Origin of the sequence: Cytobacillus sp. FSL R5-0569, assembly GCF_038007265.1 — a bacterium.
Taxonomy (GTDB): Bacteria; Bacillota; Bacilli; order Bacillales; family Cytobacillaceae; genus Cytobacillus; species Cytobacillus kochii.
Genome location: NZ_JBBOWW010000001.1, coordinates 4,112,801 through 4,130,924 on the forward strand (window position 1 = coordinate 4,112,801; position 18,124 = coordinate 4,130,924).

Consider the following 18,124-nt stretch of genomic DNA (forward strand, 5'->3'; position numbering starts at 1 on the left):
CTTTCATTTTACGAAGAATTTATTCACTATCCGATTAGCAGCATTACCATCTTCTAGACCACAAAACTTCTCTCTAAATAATTGATACTTTTGAGCATAATTTTCTTCAATTGCTGGTAACTTGTGTAACACCTGTATTATATCATCTGTATTAAATACAAATGGGCCTGGTGCTTCATTTTCGAAATCCATATAAAAGCCTCTAATATCATTTTTATATTCTTCCAAATCATACGTGAAAAACAATAAAGGTTTTCCTGTGTTAGCAAAATCAAACATAACAGAGGAATAATCTGTCATTAGTACATCACTAATTAGATATAAATCACTAATATCAGAATAGTTGGATACATTATAAACAAAATCGCTTAACTCATCATCTATAACCAAACGGTTACTGATGACAACATGCATTCTTACTAGGAGAATAAATTCATCTCCTAATTCCTCTTTCATCCTCTGTAAATCCATCTTAAGGTTAAACTGAAATTTATTCTTTCCTTTAGTATCATTATCTCGAAAGGTGGGCGCATACAAAATAATTTTTTTACCTTCAGGTAGATTTAATTTCTTTTTTACTTCAGGGATGATTTCAAATTGCTCTGGCTTATAAAAAATATCATTTCTTGGATAACCAACCTCTAATACTTCACCTTTATATCTAAATGCACTTCGAAACGCTTCTGTAGCATACTTACTAGGTGAAACAAGATAATCCCAATTTTTAGTAGCATGATGTACACGCTCGAGATATGTTTCATCCCTACCTTGTATGTTTTCTATATCAAATAACATTTTCTTTAAAGGTGTACCATGCCATGTTTGAATATATGTCGTACGTTTACTTTTTTCAATATAAGTTGGGAAATTTTGGTTGTTAATCCAATAACCAGCTCTCGCTAAATAATAATAATATCTAGGACTAAGTCTTTTTACTTTCCTAGTTGTTTTATCTTTGAAACGTATATTGTTATTTATAATCCATACTTTTTTATAATCTAACTGACGTTCTACAATTTCTTCATATATATTTCTTGGGCTATCTGCAAACTGCTTACCTACTCCACTTTCAAAAACAATAAGTTTTTTATCTTTCGGAATGATGACTCTAGCCATTTTATAAAATAGCTTCATTGCCGGAAAGTAGTATCGACTTTTTCTAAATCTATTTCCTAATCCCATTACTAGATCATTTTCTATTAATTGCATATAAAAACTCTTACCTGGATAAGAAGAAATCGCTTGATAAATCCTTTGACTGGATTGTCTATCTCTAAATGTCATAAATTTATTAGCTTTTTTGATATTTTCCTCGGAAGATTTAAATCCATTTTCAATATAAAATCCAATTCTCGATAATACACCATCAACATCTGAAAAAATGTCTCCAGGCAAGTCATTATCTAGGTCTAGATGAGAAGGGCGTTTGCCAATAAACCTCTCTCGGTCAAATTGATAATAGACAATTGGTTTATGCAAAAAGCTAAAGTCAAAGCCCACACTCGAATAATCAGTAACCATAAGTGCACTTTCTTTTAATAAATGTTGTACATCAACTTCACCTTGACTAATAACTTTCACAGGAGAATCTGAGAAATAGTTCGTAAATTTTTGCATATTAGGATGCAAACAAAATATTAATTCAACATTACCCTGTTCAGCTAGCTTGTGTAAGTGAGGATGATTGACCAATTCCTTGTACCGGGCAAAGTACTCACTCTCGATAAAACTTTCATCATTCGTAATCCAGTCTCTCCATGTAGGAATAATTAAGATTTGTTCTTTTTTCAAAACATCATCACTCAAAAGGCTATCGAATCTGGATAATCCAGTAACAAAAACATCCTTAGGATTATATCCAAAATCATTAACAATCATTTCTTTTTCAAACTCAGAACTAACAATGAACATATCCGTTTCGAAACCTTGTGATGATTTACCATAGTTAGCAATCATATTTTTTGTTCCCATAACCCCGTGTTGAAGAAAAACTTTAATCCCTTTTGCAGCATTTTTAAATCTTTTAGAGCGAATAGGGAATAAATAATCAGGATGATGTGAACCAATAATCCTTCGAGCAGTTAAAGCCTTAATTATATGATCTTTAGATTTAAAATCAATAATATTTCCTAGCTGTTCAATATTTTTTCTTTCAGGAGAATCTGATTCAATAACATAATAAACATTTTTTTCAGGATGATTCTCTCTCATATATTTAAAGAAATGATATCCTGTATCTTGCGCTTTGTACGGCCTTTCACCCACTAACCATATATCCTTTTGCCTATTTAATAATCGATGGAGCCAGGCAAACTTTAATTTCTTCTGTAAGAACTTAAAAGTATCAAAGTCGAAACTAAAGACCTCTAAAGATAAATTTGATCCTTTAAATGTATAGTAAGGTGTTACAATGGCTACTTCTTGTCCATTTATACCGTAACTTTCCTTAACAAAATGTCTAGCTCTAAAAGTTGGTCTACCTATGCGAATGTATTTTTCCTCAAGTTGATCGCTTAATTGTATAACCAAATAAAAGTCATAAATATCTTCTTCAAGTATCGAACCTTTATTAACTGTATTTAGGTTTATTTTAGAGGAATAGTAATAACGATTTAGACCGTATTTTTCTGATGTTTGGTCTTTGTTGAAAGAAAGGTTTATTCCTAATTCAATTTCATCACTTGTATTCCTTGATTTTAAGACGATTTTCGATGTAATGATTTTAGAACCCTTTGTGAATATCTTTCCTTCGATATTAAAAGAATTCTCACCTGTTTTCATTCGATCTATTTGTGATTTAACTTTGACAAGTGGTGTTTTATTCAACAAGAAAGACAAGTTTCCTTTATCCGTTAAATAACAAACTCCACTATTCTGATTATGATAAACGTAATGAAATCCATGATTTTCTGTGTAAGCAAATCTTCCGAGGCGAATAGGATAAACAGCGTATAATTTACCATCCTCTTCTACGAATTCTGCTTTTAATTCTAATTTTTGGATTTGGTTCTCAGTTAAGTCTTCTGTAGAAACCATAACTTTTAAGAACCAATCAAAATTTTCATCTATACTATTAGATAAATCTTTGACCAATTTAGCTAGGCCAACTTCAAATGAAAAAGAACCATCGTTGGTTTCATCGTTAGTAAACGCCCACTCTTCTTCGGATAGACGAGCTTTTAATAGCAAACTAACTACTCTATACTTAGAATGTAATAACTTACCTTTAATTGACAATTCCTCTTCAGTTTGCATCATTATTAAACGTTCTTTTAATTTTGGCTTTTGCTTCTTTTTTCGTTTGTTAAATAAGAACATGTGTAATCACCCAGACATTCATAATCAATGTTAATATTTTATCATAATAAAGCTTTTTTTATTATTTGTACATCTAATCCATTATACTTCCCTTAACCATATTATCGTATCACTTATATATGTGAAATAATTAAATAAACTCTTAACATATATGTAACTTTTCTTACAATTTCTAGAATGGCGTTTAAAGTAAGTATATTTAGTGGTAATATAATTAAGATTATTAAGATTTTTGAGGAAGAAAAATATGCTATTTCAACCATTGATCTTACTTGAAATCAGACCATAACTACCTTAATATATATATTATGACTATTATTGACTGACTTTTGGACGATATTAAAATAGATATACTAAGACGTTTTAGCTTCAGAGGAGGTTTTTCGTATGAAAAAGGTATTAACATATGGCACTTTTGATTTATTGCACTGGGGCCATATTAATCTATTAAAAAGAGCAAAGGACCTTGGAGATCATTTAACAGTTGCTATTTCTTCTGACGAATTTAACAAAATTAAAGGTAAAGAAGCTTACCACAGTTTTGAAAACAGAAAAATGATTCTAGAATCTATTCGTTATGTAGATAAGGTCATTGCTGAAGATAACTGGGATCAAAAAGTTCAAGATGTAATTAATAACGATATTGATGTTTTTGTTATGGGCGATGATTGGGAAGGAAAATTTGATTTCTTGGAAGAATATTGTGAAGTAGTATACTTGCCTCGAACAGTAGGTATTTCTACATCTAAAATTAAAAACGATCTTTTCGAAGTACAAAATGGCTAGAGAAATTGCTATAAATATCTACTTATTCTTTTTTGGAATGGTCTTTAAATTTTTTAATATTCTTTTTCCAACTAAGGATAAAGTTGTTCATGTAGTTTCTTTTTCTGAGAATAGCATAAATATATATAAAGAATGGAAGCGACAAGAGCAATCTTGTCGCACTATTTTTTTATTGACGAAAAGTTCATTAACATCTGAATTCAATGCTATTAAACAAGATGATGATCAAATTTTACAATTCACCCCATCATCACCCATCGCCTTTTTAGAAGGCTTGTTTCATCTGGCAACGACAAAAATTGTTTTAGTCGATAATTACTATGGTTTTTTAGCAAATATTCGATTTAAAACAGAGGTGAAGTGTTACCAACTTTGGCATGCGAATGGAGCGATTAAACGTTTCGGATTGAAGGATCCTTCAAATAAAAAAAGAAGTAAACAAGCATTAATACGTTTTCAAAAAGTATATAAACAGTTCCACCAAGTCATTGTTGGATCGGATAAAATGAAGGAAATTTTTAAAGAAGCGTTTAACCTAAACGAAAATCACTTCCTACCTATTGGGATACCAAGAACAGATGTGTTTTTTCACGAAGAAAGTATTTATAAGAAAAAAGAGCGATTACTGCAACAATATCCTGAACTGCGTACCAAGAAATTAATACTATATGCCCCTACATTTAGGGATGAGAACTTAGAGACTTATGAGCTCAAAATTGACTTAGAACTATTGTATCAAGATCTAAGAGATTCCGATTACCTCATACTTTTAAAGCTTCATCCAGCAATCAGAAATACAGTAACTATCGATGACAGTATGAAAGATTTTGTTTATGATTTCTCTCACTTTGCTAACACCAATGAATTACTTTTCATAACAGATATTTTAGTAACAGATTATTCTTCTATTCCATTTGAATTTTCATTACTGAATAAACCTATGATTTTTTATCCATATGATTTAAATCATTATAAAGAAAGTAGAGGGTTTTGGACCGAATATAAAGAACTTGTACCCGGTCCCGTTGTTTCTTCCACTAATGAGCTAATTGAAGTCATTCGTCAGCAAAGTTTTGATTACCATTTAATAAATACATTTAATCATGAGTGGAATACTAATAATGACGGTAAAGCGAGTTATCGATTCGTGAAATATTTACAAGCAGACTTACATTCTGAACATAAAAAAGTAGAGCGTAACCAATAGTTACGCTCTTCCTTTATACTTATTTTAATTAAAGTACTGATTCAAACCGTTATAAATCCCCTTAGCTGCTTTTTTCTGATAAGCTGCTTTCGTAACAACATCATATTCTTTAGGGTTTGAAAGAAATCCTAACTCTACTAAGACTGCCACATTTTGATTCTCACGAATGACATGGAAGTTCCCATTATTTTTAACCCCACGATCTCGTAACCCTGTTTCAGCGACAACGCCATCTTGAATCAATTGGGCTAGCTCTCGTTCATTCTCATTAGAAGGTAAATAATAGGTTTCAATTCCATTAGGACTAGGGTCTGGATTTGAATTATAGTGAATGCTAATGAAAGCATCTGCACTATATTGATGGCTAATTTCTACACGTTCAGCTAATGTTAAATATACATCAGTAGATCGAGTCATGATTACCTCAGCTCCTGCGGCATTTAAATAAGAACGCAGATAATTAGCGGTGTTAAGATTCAAGTCTTTTTCTATGCCCATTGCCCCTGGGTCATGACCACCATGTCCAGGATCAAGCACAATAACTTTTCCTTGTAATCCTTTTTCCATCGTATTCGTTTTAATATAACCAGTTTGAGCTTTTCCATTTACAAACACAGTCACTTCATACCAATTCGATGTAAAGGTTTTATATTTAATTTTGGAACCTTTACTATAAGTTTTCAAGACACTAGACGTATTAGAGGCCTTTGTATAAACTGTCACTTTTGATTGTGCTGTACCTGTTAATGTTTGTTGTGGGTTCTTACTATTTTCAACATCTTTTTTATTGATATAACCTGTTGTTGCTTTTCCATTTACATAAACAGTTGCTTCGTACCAGTTGTCAGTATACGAACGATACTTAAGGATGGATCCAGAACCATAGCTTTTCAGCACATTAGCTGAAGTTGATTCGTTTGCATACACCTTTGTTGGCGAGGCCAAAGCCACTCCTCTATAATCAGTTCTAGCTGCATCCTCGTCAATAGTTGCGCTTTTTTGAATATAGCCTGTTGTTGCTTTTCCATTTACATAGACAGTTGCTTCATACCAATTCTTCGTGAAAGTTTTATATTTAAGGGTACTACCTTCATTATAGCTTTTTAGGATACTTGAGCTTGTTGAAGTACTGCTATATACATTGACACGTTTTTTTGCAATGCCACTGAGTGTCTCTTGCTTCGCATCATCATTGATTACATCACTTTTATGAATATAACCTGTAGTCGCTTTTCCATTCACATAGACAGTCGCTTCATACCAATTCGCAGTATGTGTTCTGTATTTAACACTTGTACCTTCATTATAGCTTTTCAGCACATTAGATGATTTTGATAATCCGCTATACACATTGAGTTTTTCATTTTTCACCACACCATTTAACGTAGATTGTGGTGTGTTTTCTGGAATCACATCATCTTCATGAATGAAGCCATATTGCCATTTACCATTAGCATAAACTTTCGCTTCATTCCATTGAGAAGAATATGTTTGATACACTACCGTATGTCCTTCATTATAACTCTTTAAGACATTCGAGTTTTTAGACGGTGTAGAATAAACATGTAGATTCTCGTTATAAACGATTCCTCTCGAACTCTCTTGCTTTTCAACAAGTAAGTCAACATCATCACTATTGATGTAACCTGCTACTGCCTTACCATTTACATAAACAGTTGCTTGTAGCCATTGATTATTCGACTTTTCAAATTTAAGAATTTTACCTTGAGAGTAGCTCTTTAACACTGTAGAATTTCGACTGGATTCTGTGTAAACATTTGTGGGGTTTTTAAGTGCGACACCTTGTACAGTAACTAAAGCTTTACTCATAAGCATTCTTGATTTTACAGGTTGCTCATCACTTACTTCCTGTTCATCTGGTAGCGCTTGTTGTGCTTCATCTTCTTTTAATTCATCTGTTTGACTTTCTTCTTCAGTGAGTTCATCCTCTTCAGTAAGATTATCTTGTCCTTCTGTTGAGTCGATAGGAGTATTCTCCTCACTTACCGCCTCTTCCTCATTAGGAGCATTCTCTTGCGCTTCTTCTGTCAAAGGGGTCTCAATCGTTTCTTCCTGTTTCTCACCGCTTAACTCTTCTTCATCAGGTTTATCTTGAACAATCGCATATTGATCAATTTCTTCATTAAGGACGTAACCTAGTACTTCATTATCTTCTTCGTCCTTTGTTTGAATATAAGAGTACTCGTCCCCTAGTTCTACGATATCAAATACTGAATCTTTAATTAAATGAAATAAAATCTCGCTTTCTTGTGAATCTTCAAGATATACAGCAACTTGTTGCTCTTCATTTACAACATATGTAATTGGTTCTTGTTCAACACTTTTATTATTTATCTCATTCGCATATCCTATATTCGAAGTTAAACCGAATACTAATAAAGCAATAAGAAACATGGAAATATGTTTCTTTAGTTTAGTCATTTTCTCCTCCTCTTCTAAAGTTATGATACTTTATAACTAATTTTCCAGTAGTGCTAAATTCTACATACCCCACATTCATATTAACATATTAAAATATGACAGTATTTATTATTTTTTTTACATTCACTTTACGAATAAGAAGAACTTTTGTCTAATATTGTCTATTTTACATTTATTTTATATCCACCGAACTAATAATTTGGTATTCTATAACATATATCAATCAAATTAACATTCGTATGGGGGAAAAGAAATGCGTAGCCAACCTAAGAAAAAGAAGCCGTTATGGTTAAAAATAACTGGTTCTATTGTTCTGTTAATGGTCATTGCAGTTGGCATCTATGGGTTTATGGTCTATCGTTCTGTTTCAGGGGCTGTAGAAACGATGCATCAACCAATCAAGTATAAAACAGAGAAAAGAGAGCAGGAGCTTACACTGACTAAACAAGAGCCATTTTCTGTTTTAATGCTCGGAGTAGATGAAAGAAGCGGAGACAAAGGGCGTTCAGATACAATCATTGTTATCACTGTTAATCCAAATGACCAATCAATGAAAATGTTAAGCATCCCAAGAGATACACGTACAGAAATTGTCGGTAAGGGCTTTGATGATAAGATTAACCATGCTTATGCGTTCGGCAATGAGGAAATGGCGATGGCCACGGTGGAAAACTTCCTTGATATCCCAATTGATTATTATATCAAGGTAAATATGGAAGGATTTAAAGATATTGTTGATGCGGTTGGAGGCATTACAGTTAACAGTTCCCTCTCATTTGAACAAGGGAATTCTTCCTTTACAGAAGGAGCAAACACCTTAAATGGCGACGAAGCATTATCCTATGTCAGGATGAGAAAAGAAGATCCAAACGGTGACTTCGGTCGTCAAGACCGTCAGCGTCAAGTGATTCAAGGAGTCATTAAAAAAGGGATGAGCCTTAACACACTCACAAACTATGATGACATCTTAGATGCGTTAGGTAAGAATGTTAGAACGAACTTGTCTTTCAATGAAATGCGTGATATCCAAAAAAATTATAAAAATGCAGTCGGAAAAATTGACCAGCTAACCATATCCGGCAATGGTCAGCGTATCAATGATGTTTGGTATTTAATCGTTTCAAATGAAGAGCAATTAAAAGTACAAGAAGAATTGAAATCACACTTAGATATATAAGAAAAAAGGTCTTATTCTATCAACCTATGAGGTGAAGAATAAGACCTTTTTTTAACTTCTTTTAATCAACTGAAGTGAGCTTATTGTTCCATCTTCTACTCCTTGAAATAAGTAATCAAATTCTTCTCCATGATATAAGAAAGATTTCGTCTCCTCTAACTCCATATCTGGTTCTCCCAATTGATTAAATAAGGTATCTGTAGATGGACCATTCATATCAATAATCACACCATTGATTGCTTCATCTTTGTAAATATATTCTGCATGTTCAAAAGGTTCCTCCATCACTTGCCCTTTCCCTAAAGTGTTCACAACAGTTTCTAGAGGGAAATTAGGACCGACAATGCCATTTAATTTGGTCTCAATCTCTTGGTCAACAACTGTATTATTTAATCTTGCCAAAACCGTTGTACTAACCCAGCCTTCTTCATTATCATTTAGTTGGATTTTAGCCCATCCTTCTTCTTCTTCTAATACTTCATATGGAAAACCAAAAACAGCAAAGTCTATAGCTTCACTCTCCATTGTTGGTTCTTGTCTTATATTAGCACTTGAGACCGTTACATACCTAATATCTAATGATTTATCCTTTAAACCTTCTTCTACAGCTTTTGGTTCTTCTGATGCTACAGGTGATTCATTTTGGTTGGTCTTCACAGTCGAATTCGATGAGTGATAGTTATTTATAAGAAATAGAGTGCTAACGGATAGGAGTATTAAGAGTGTACTTAATCCTAAAATAAATTTCCATTTTTTACGACTAGGTTTTGTACGTTTTTTTACTCTTGAACTTCGCTGAATATCACTAGAAACAACGTTAGCATTATTGGTTTCAATGTTGTCAGTATAATTATTCAACTGACTGCGCCTATCTAAAATATCCTGTCTGAATTTCTTCTGTTCCTCTTTGGTTAGTGATTTAAAATCCTTTAGGAACTTTTCATATTTTGGAATAATTTCACCGATAGTGCCGTAATCTCTCACTTCTCCCGCCTCTAGCCATAATGCTTTATCACAGAATTTCTTTACCTGTGCAATACTATGACTAATAAAGAAGATGGTTTTACCTTTTTGTTTAAATTCATTCATCTTATCTAAACATTTATCAGTAAAGGTTTGGTCACCAACCGAGAGGGCTTCATCAATGACAATAATATCAGGATCAATATTTACAGAAATGGCAAAGCCTAATCGTGACTTCATACCACTAGAATAGTTTTTAACTGGTTGGTCAATAAACTTACCTATATCAGCAAAGTCAATAATCTCAGGCATCAATTGCTGAATTTCTCTCTTATTAAACCCTAGCATGAGACATTTTAATTCAATATTCTCTCGACCTGTTAATTGATTGTTAAGACCTGATGCAATAGCAATAAGCGATGCACTACCATTAATCGTTATATCACCAGTGGTAGGAGGTACTACTCCTGTAATAAGATTGGACAGTGTAGATTTTCCAGCACCATTAATACCAATCACACCAATGACATCGCCTTGATAAGCAGTGAAGTTGATATGCTGCAATCCGTAGAAATCTTCACCGTATCCTTTAGGTACGAATATATCTAATAGTTTTTCTTTATTGTTTTGATACATTTTAAAACGCTTCGTTACATTCTCAAAATGAACTGATTCAATGGCCATATCTTTTTCCCCATTATTTATTAAATTAGTCCTTTTTACTATACCAAATTTTGCAAAGAAAAAAAGGCTAAAAATCAATTTAGCCTCACTCTTCATAAACATTTATTTAATTTGTAACAAGTCCTGCTTGCTTCTTCATTGCCTTTTCTTTAAAGGCACGCTTCTCAGAAGCACTCATCGCTTTATATTCCTTTAAGAAAGCCTGATATTTTGGCATGACTTCTTTAATCGGCCCAAACTCTCTCACTTCACCATACTCCAGCCAAAGTGCTTTCTCACAGAAACGATTCATTTGACCAATCGAGTGACTAATAAAGAAAATTGTTTTCCCTTTTGCTTTAAACTCATTCATCTTATCTAAACATTTATCGGCAAATGTCTGATCACCGACTGAAAGTGCTTCATCAATCACTAATATATCCGGATCAATATTTACAGAAATAGCAAAGCCTAAACGTGATTTCATCCCACTGGAATAGCTTTTGACCGGTTGATCAATAAATTTACCTATATCAGCAAAATCAATAATTTCCGGTTCTAACTCTTTAATCTGCGCTTTACTAAAACCGAGCATCAGACATTTTAATTCGATATTTTCGCGCCCGGTCAATTGATTATTCAAACCTGAATTGACAGCAATTAATGCCGTCTTCCCATTGATGGTTACCTCACCTGTAGTAGGTGGGATAATGCCGGCAAGGATATTGGACAGAGTGGATTTACCCGAACCATTCACTCCAATAAATCCAACAACGTCACCTTTTTCAGCTGTAAAACTAACATTTTGCAACGCGTAAAAATCTTCACCATAACTTTTCGGTAATAAGATATCTAATAACTTTTCCTTATTACCATCATACATTTTATATTTTTTCGTTATATTGTTTAAAACAACTGAATGTTCCATAATTCACATCCATCTTATAGAAAGTCTACGAAGCGATCTCTAAATTTCACATGTAAAATCGAACCAACGACAAATAATAGTATAGTAATTCCCCAGAAATAAAGGCTATATTCCCAATTCACAAATGGATACCAATTTAGACCTAAGATTGTCGCACGATATCCTTCTGCTAAGTAATAAATCGGGTTCAGCTGCATTAATGTTGGCACAATCTCAGGCTCAAGTTCATATGGTGGCCATAAGAATGGTGATACATAGATGAGAATCCTCACTACTGATTGAATAGCCATTTGAAAATCACGTACAATTGTTGAAATAGTAGAGGTGATCAGTGATAGCGAAACCAAGAATATTAAGGTCGCTAACATCATATAAGGTAATTGTATATAATATACAGAAATTGGATAACCCATAAATTGGAACATAATGAGTACAATAACTAGTAACATTAAATGTTGATAAAGCTTTGCAAAAATCACATAGGTAGGTATGACACTCATTGGGAAACTCATTTTGGATACCATCTTAATTCTCGAATAAACCGATTTCGAGCCCATTGTGATCGATTGATTAATAAAGAACCAAACGACTATGCCTGATAACATCCATGAAAAATAGGGGATATAAACCTCATCACCTATATTCACATCAGGTCTACCAACAGCTTTAAATATCCCATAGCCAAACACAAACCAATAAATCGCAATTTGAATCATAGGGTTTATAATTTCCCATAGAATCCCTAAATAGTTGTTTCTGTTCGCACTTTTCATTTCATAAACAGAAAGGCGTCTAACTAAATAAAAACTTTTGATTTGTTCTTTTAAAACTGTCACTACAGAACGCATGCGTTTTTCCTTTCCGTGCCTTTAATTTTCTTTTAACAATGAATTACTCTCCCCGAGAAAATATTTTATCATTGAATGATGAAATTGTCATTTTCTGTTGCGACAGAGCAAAAATAAAAAGGGAATTAAAAGATGAATAATTCCCTTACATTGCCGATAACAATATTATAATGATTTCCCTAGTACTTTACCATAAAATTGGTTTAAGGCTTCTTGATTATATTGTTCATCATGAAAAGAACTTCTCTTAGGTAAACATTTTTGTCGGTAACGCTCAACAAATTGAATTAACTTTTCAGCCAATGCTTCTTGATTGTTCTCTACTAACTCACCATAGCCTTCTTTAAGGACACTTCTAACACCTGTTACATCTGTTGCTATAATCGGTTTACCTATAATCAATGTTTCGAGTAGAACGAGTCCTTGACCCTCATAATTTGAAGAAAGAACAAAACAATCACACTGATTAATAAGAGCAAAGGGATTAGATAATTGTCCCACCAATATAATGCGATCATTCATTTTTAGCTTCTTAATAAGAGATTGCAATGATTCTTTTAGTGGTCCTTCCCCAACGATATAAAGCTTAACATGCTGATCATATTGGTATAAAGCCCAAAATGCATGAATTAATTTTTCATGACCCTTTTCAGGTGAAAGTCTACCAACAGTGACAAAGTTTACATCTACCTCTTCAGGAGCTATGACTCCTTGAATAGTTAACTTAACAGACTCTGCTAATTGGTCCGTAACAAGATAATTATTCCCGTTCACTTCGATATAATCATACTGATTCATCAGTGTCTTCACACGGTTACTATCAACAAGATTATTAACATATGTCATTTTTTTGTGACTATCTGGTACTAACTGCTCTAAGTTTTTCATATTCGTTTCGTGTGTCGATTCTGCTACTGAGATGATTCTATCATAATATTTATAAATAGAAAAAATCACTTTTAGATTCTTTTTATGTTTAAATTTGCCTTTGATTTTCTTATTAAATTCTTCCATCATATCGTTATGAAGATAAATAGATTTATTCTTTATTCGCGAAAAGGCAAATAGGAGACTCCAAAAATCATTATAACCACCAAAATTTATTGCATGATCAAATTTCACGTCTCCAACTAACCGGCGAAACTCATTATAATATAAATGTGCTGGAAGTACCTTTTCTACAATTTGTCCACTGACACCACGATTCAAGATCCATTGATGTTTATAGCTATCAAGAACTGTTCTACCGAGAACACCAGGTCGATAAATAAAATGAACATTAGGATTAGCTCTTTTAATATTTACCCATTTTTCTTCAGAACCTTTCGGATTCTCTATGACAACCACTTCGTATTTATCATAATCAATCGCATTTAATAAGGTTAAAGCAGACATCGTTATACCATTATTATAGAAAGCTCCGCAATACATAATAATTTTCTCTTTATTTGTTTCCGTTTTAATTAAATGCTTCTGTTCTTTGTCTAATAAGATTGATAACAGTCTTGAAGCAGCCTGTCCATCATCATTATAACAAAACTGTTCTTGATATTCTTTGTACTTCTCATTATATTTCTCTTGCTCTAAGTCGATATTTTTAATATGCACAATCACTTCTTCTAGCTTTTGAGTGAGTAGTCCAGGTAATTGATCAATCGGGAGGTAGAATCCTCTTTCATGACTATATTGTTCAATATCATCTCCATAGAAAATGACTGAACGCCCGGTCGGTAAGAAGTCAAAAAAGATGCTAGAATAATCAGTTATTAAAATATCGACTGCTGATAGCAATAAATTTGTGTCCATGCCATTTGGTACACATAGCTCTTGTTTTTGGTTTTCCTCAAAGTACTTAAAGGTAAAATAATGAGACTTCAATAATACAGTATAGTCACTGCCTAATTCCCTCTTTAAATGGAGGACATCCTTAAGTAGTTGCTCACTCATATCTGCCTCATTTCCTACCGTCCCCCGCCACGTTGGGGCATATAAGATCACCTTAGTTCCACTCGTTACCCCTAACTGAGATAATACATCCTTACTTGAAGCAGCTAGCGTTCGATCGACACGAGGATAACCAATATCAGCAACCCATCCTGGAAAAATTTCGTAAATATCATGTGAAGACAATAGTTTTTCATATGTAAATTGATTAGGACTAACCAATATATCCGTTTGTAATAAATTCCGCTGGATATTCATATGATCAGTCATGCCCGCTTGTTTAATATCTCTTCCTAACGTCTTAAGGGGGGTCCCATGCCATGTATTCACATATACCTGACCTTCTCGTTTAATGAAATAATAAGGAAAGGACGTATTATTAATTAGATATTTGGCAGTAGCTAAGTATCTTAAATAAAGATCATCATCTACTGCTACAAATTTTATATTTTTTCTTTTTGGTAATGTGTCTACAAAAGAATCGTTTTCATTCACCACTATAATATGAAGAAACTGATCGAAATCAGTTCTTTTTTCAAACGCTAAAAAAATAGCTAATGGATTACACGTAAAACTTTTACCATGATATGCCTCATACAAAATCACTCGATCTTCCACTTTTAAATGATTCACATAATAATTATACTTCGCGCGAATCTTAAACCGTTCATTCTTAATATAATCACGTATAGGTTGTTTAATAAAAGGAACTTTGCGACTGAAGTATTTAATGACACTCTTGGCCAAGTATAGTGCTCCTCTCGGTTTTAAAGTACAAACTTCAATGTAAAAATATTCTAATTCTATAATAACATTAATTCTTTTCCAACAGTAACATTTATAGTCTCAGATAATAACATATTCAGGAGAGTTAGTTGTTCGGGCACACAATTTCTTGATACTTCATTATGATGGGTTATTTTGTCGTCTTTCAAAATAACCTTTTCTACCTTATCGTTTAATTCCATGATTTTCTTATAGTTAAACTTAACATTTTCATTTCCTATTACAAATTTAGTTAGTTTACTTTCTGATAGAAAACTATTTATATCTTCAATTAGGTCTACTTTTCTTAATCCTACTAAAAAATGCTCATCGTTATTATTATTATATTCCTCTAAACTAATTATAGGGTCAACAGCAACCACTTTATAATCGTTTTTACTACCATGATAAAGTGCTCCTGTCCCTCCTTTAGAGACTCCATATAATAAGATGTTTTCTTTCTCTATATTATATTGAGATGACACTATTTCTATCGCTGCCTGCACGTCATCTTCCATATTTGGATAGTTATATGTATTAATGTAATGAGATCCGTGTGATAGGTTAAGATCCATTATTCTCATAATAATTACATCCTTAACTAAACTTCTAGCTATGGATTTAAAAAACGGTGTAAAGCACCTATCTGCTGTTAAGCTACTATCATAATCCTCAGGTCTGGGCATACAGGAAAAAATGACTAATAATTTCTTTCTTTGCAAAATGGTTTCCTTATTCTCTATCTGTTCATCAATCGAATAAAAAAGCTCTCCCTGTTTTATTAAATCTTTTCTTACCCATAAATTTTCAAATAACCCCCTTTTACAAAACCTAGAATTATTTTTATCATGATAGTACAAAATATAATCTTTAGATATTATCTCTTTATACATTTTATAAGCATTTTCATATTCTCTTGCAAGATTTAAAAGGCTCTTATTCTGAAATGTATTTATAAATAGTTTATCCTTTGTGTAATCAGGTTTAAAATCTAAAATATTTGTTTCAGAAACGGTAAACTCATGTCCCATAACTTAACCTCTTTTTTTAATTTAATAAGATCTTCCCTTTATGATAAATTATAGAAGAATCTTTATATTTTATACTAAAGGTATTCGATTCATCTGAAATTGGGACTTTTCTTTCATTGAAGTTTGAAATCCACAAATTCAAGATAACACTATACTCTCCTTCTCCAGATTTTATACACTTCAACAAACCTTCTAAATTAATCTTAATAGTAAAATATGAGTTTAGTAATAACACACTTGATTTTTCTACATTAAGAATATCATTTTGATTTGAAATAATTTCAAAATTTACAGGTTCTTCTAATATAGTGAAAATATCCATCTCTTCGGATTGTAGCTCACCTTCTAACAATAAGTCCTTGTCATTATTAGAAACTCTAAAGATATTTGCCTTTATCTGATCAACTTTAATAAGTATTGATAAACTATTAAATTTACTAGTAATATATGGTTTACTTTTAAGTAAATAACCGTCTTGAAAATAACTAAAATAATTAAAATTATAATTGTTTTTAAGTAGCAACAAATCCTGTTCTATAGTAAAACCATCTTTATCTATTACTTCTGCAAAAACATCCCAAATATTTTCACCGTCTTTTGATATTGGCAATTTACTTATGTTAATAAAAAAAGTATTAGTTGTGTTGTCAATACTTACAAACTCAATTTCGGATTCATACCTAAAATCATTATGATTTTTTCTTTTTTTTACAGTTATTTTTATGTTAAATTCATCGACATTCTTGTTAAAATCAACAATTAGTAAATTTTCATCAAAAGATATATAGTTTACATCGTTTAATATTTTGTTTCCTATCATATTAACTCCTTCACAATTATTAGAACGTCTTAGTAGTTTCACTAATTCTAAGTTTATGCTCCTCATTTTCCGAAAAGATTCCATCAATCAACTTTTCCCATAATTGTCCTATATTCTCAATTTCATACCTTTTAACATTTTTCATTGCCTTCACTGAAAATGCTCTTCTTTTTTCTTTATTTTCTATCAGCTCAATCATACCGTTTGCCAACTTCTCTGTATTTCCATTTTCGATTAGTAATCCATCAACATTATGAGATATTATCTCACTTGGCCCTTTAGGACAATCAAAGCTAACAACAGGCACACCGCATTGCATTGCTTCAATTATAACCATACCAAATCCTTCAAAACGTGAACTTAATGCATAAATAGATGAATTAGCCAATTCTATCTCTATATTTTGTGTTGGTCCCATTAAGAAGACGTGATTATATAGTTTTTTTTCTGTTATTAAATCTTCGAGCTTTTGTTTATCCCTTCCACTACCAAATATTTTCAACTGCCAATCAGGGTGAATTTGATTAACAATACTAAAAGACTCTATTAATAAGTCAAATCCCTTTTGTTCTACAAGCCTACCAGCTGCAATTATAACCTTTGAATCAACATTCGATGTTACTCCCTGCAAAGCAGGTATTGAATTTGTTAACTTCTCAACCTTGACTTTTCCCTTTTTCAATAGCTTTTTATAATCATCTGTATCTTCATCCGTTAATGTAGCTAAAAAATCTAAGTGTATATAATTTTTTAAAAGTGATTTTTTCATTCTTGGTGGATATATTGAAAAATTCAAATGTTCTTGACCAATTATCTTAACACCTTTATTAGCATACTTTGCTGTAAAGATATTAAAGCTAGGGCGTGTTGATACAATAATACCTTCTTGTATCGTTTTAATGTAATTAAACATTTTAATATCCGTTAACAAAGAAAAAAAGTGGTAAGCTTCATCATCCGAATGTATTAACCTACTTTTTCGATTCATCAAGAAATTCGAAACCTTATTTCTTAATCCCTTTTGATTTTTATCTCGATTAACGACATCATGTAATACGGTTACTTTAATTCGAGGGTCAATATTGAAAAAAGCCTTCTGTCTATGCCTAAAAACACTTATAATTTCAACATCATACCCTGTTCTTGCTAAATAATTTGTTACATTAAGCACAGTCCTGACTGTACCTCCCATTCCGTACACATCAAAAATCAAAAAATTTATTTTCACTTTT

Annotated in this window: 11 protein-coding genes and 1 pseudogene; 3 read left to right on the plus strand and 9 right to left on the minus strand. The window is 32.2% G+C overall.

Annotation, left to right across the window (positions count from 1 at the left end; translation table 11 throughout):
• Positions 1-3: 3 nt before the first annotated feature.
• Complete coding sequence (locus MKX78_RS20975; RefSeq protein WP_341052231.1) at positions 4-3,318, minus strand: CDP-glycerol glycerophosphotransferase family protein; 3,315 nt, start codon at positions 3,316-3,318, stop codon at positions 4-6.
• 387 nt (positions 3,319-3,705) lie between these two features.
• On the opposite strand from MKX78_RS20975, the gene tagD reads away from it, so the two are divergent.
• Positions 3,706-4,104 carry a glycerol-3-phosphate cytidylyltransferase gene (tagD, locus tag MKX78_RS20980; protein WP_307315881.1) on the plus strand — a complete coding sequence of 133 codons (399 nt, stop codon included), beginning with the start codon at positions 3,706-3,708 and terminating at the stop codon, positions 4,102-4,104.
• On the plus strand, positions 4,097-5,311 hold the full coding sequence (locus MKX78_RS20985) for a CDP-glycerol glycerophosphotransferase family protein (RefSeq protein ID WP_307315883.1): 1,215 nt from the start codon (positions 4,097-4,099) through the stop codon (positions 5,309-5,311). Before tagD ends, MKX78_RS20985 begins: the two co-directional genes overlap by 8 nt.
• A gap of 24 nt (positions 5,312-5,335) precedes the next feature.
• Here MKX78_RS20985 and MKX78_RS20990 read toward each other — a convergent pair whose 3' ends face one another.
• On the minus strand, positions 5,336-7,753 hold the full coding sequence (locus MKX78_RS20990) for an N-acetylmuramoyl-L-alanine amidase (RefSeq protein ID WP_341052233.1): 2,418 nt from the start codon (positions 7,751-7,753) through the stop codon (positions 5,336-5,338).
• A 253-nt stretch (positions 7,754-8,006) separates the two neighbouring features.
• On the opposite strand from MKX78_RS20990, the gene tagU reads away from it, so the two are divergent.
• Complete coding sequence (gene tagU, locus MKX78_RS20995; RefSeq protein ID WP_251162155.1) at positions 8,007-8,930, plus strand: polyisoprenyl-teichoic acid--peptidoglycan teichoic acid transferase TagU; 924 nt, start codon at positions 8,007-8,009, stop codon at positions 8,928-8,930.
• A 51-nt stretch (positions 8,931-8,981) separates the two neighbouring features.
• On the opposite strand, the gene tagH (MKX78_RS21000) is transcribed toward tagU, so the two are convergent.
• The 7 genes and pseudogenes from tagH (MKX78_RS21000) to MKX78_RS21030 all read right to left on the minus strand — a co-directional run bounded on the left by tagH (MKX78_RS21000) (position 8,982) and on the right by MKX78_RS21030 (position 18,120).
• A complete protein-coding gene (gene tagH / locus MKX78_RS21000; RefSeq protein WP_341052234.1) occupies positions 8,982-10,577 on the minus strand; it encodes a teichoic acids export ABC transporter ATP-binding subunit TagH in 1,596 nt (531 codons plus the stop codon).
• A 121-nt stretch (positions 10,578-10,698) separates the two neighbouring features.
• A pseudogene (gene tagH, locus MKX78_RS21005) lies at positions 10,699-11,484 on the minus strand (teichoic acids export ABC transporter ATP-binding subunit TagH); the annotation flags it as partial.
• A gap of 14 nt (positions 11,485-11,498) precedes the next feature.
• A complete protein-coding gene (locus MKX78_RS21010; protein ID WP_341052235.1) occupies positions 11,499-12,332 on the minus strand; it encodes an ABC transporter permease in 834 nt (277 codons plus the stop codon).
• 165 nt (positions 12,333-12,497) lie between these two features.
• Positions 12,498-15,023, minus strand: a complete 2,526-nt coding sequence (locus MKX78_RS21015) for a glycosyltransferase (protein WP_341052237.1) — start codon at positions 15,021-15,023, stop codon at positions 12,498-12,500.
• A gap of 56 nt (positions 15,024-15,079) precedes the next feature.
• Positions 15,080-16,072, minus strand: coding sequence for an XcbB/CpsF family capsular polysaccharide biosynthesis protein (locus tag MKX78_RS21020; protein WP_341052239.1), 993 nt, complete (start codon positions 16,070-16,072; stop codon positions 15,080-15,082).
• Positions 16,073-16,088: 16 nt separating this feature from the next.
• Positions 16,089-16,892: a hypothetical protein gene (locus MKX78_RS21025; RefSeq protein WP_341052240.1), complete on the minus strand. Its 804-nt coding sequence runs from the start codon at positions 16,890-16,892 to the stop codon at positions 16,089-16,091.
• Positions 16,893-16,911: 19 nt separating this feature from the next.
• On the minus strand, positions 16,912-18,120 hold the full coding sequence (locus MKX78_RS21030) for a glycosyltransferase family 4 protein (RefSeq protein ID WP_341052242.1): 1,209 nt from the start codon (positions 18,118-18,120) through the stop codon (positions 16,912-16,914).
• Positions 18,121-18,124 lie beyond the last annotated feature (4 nt).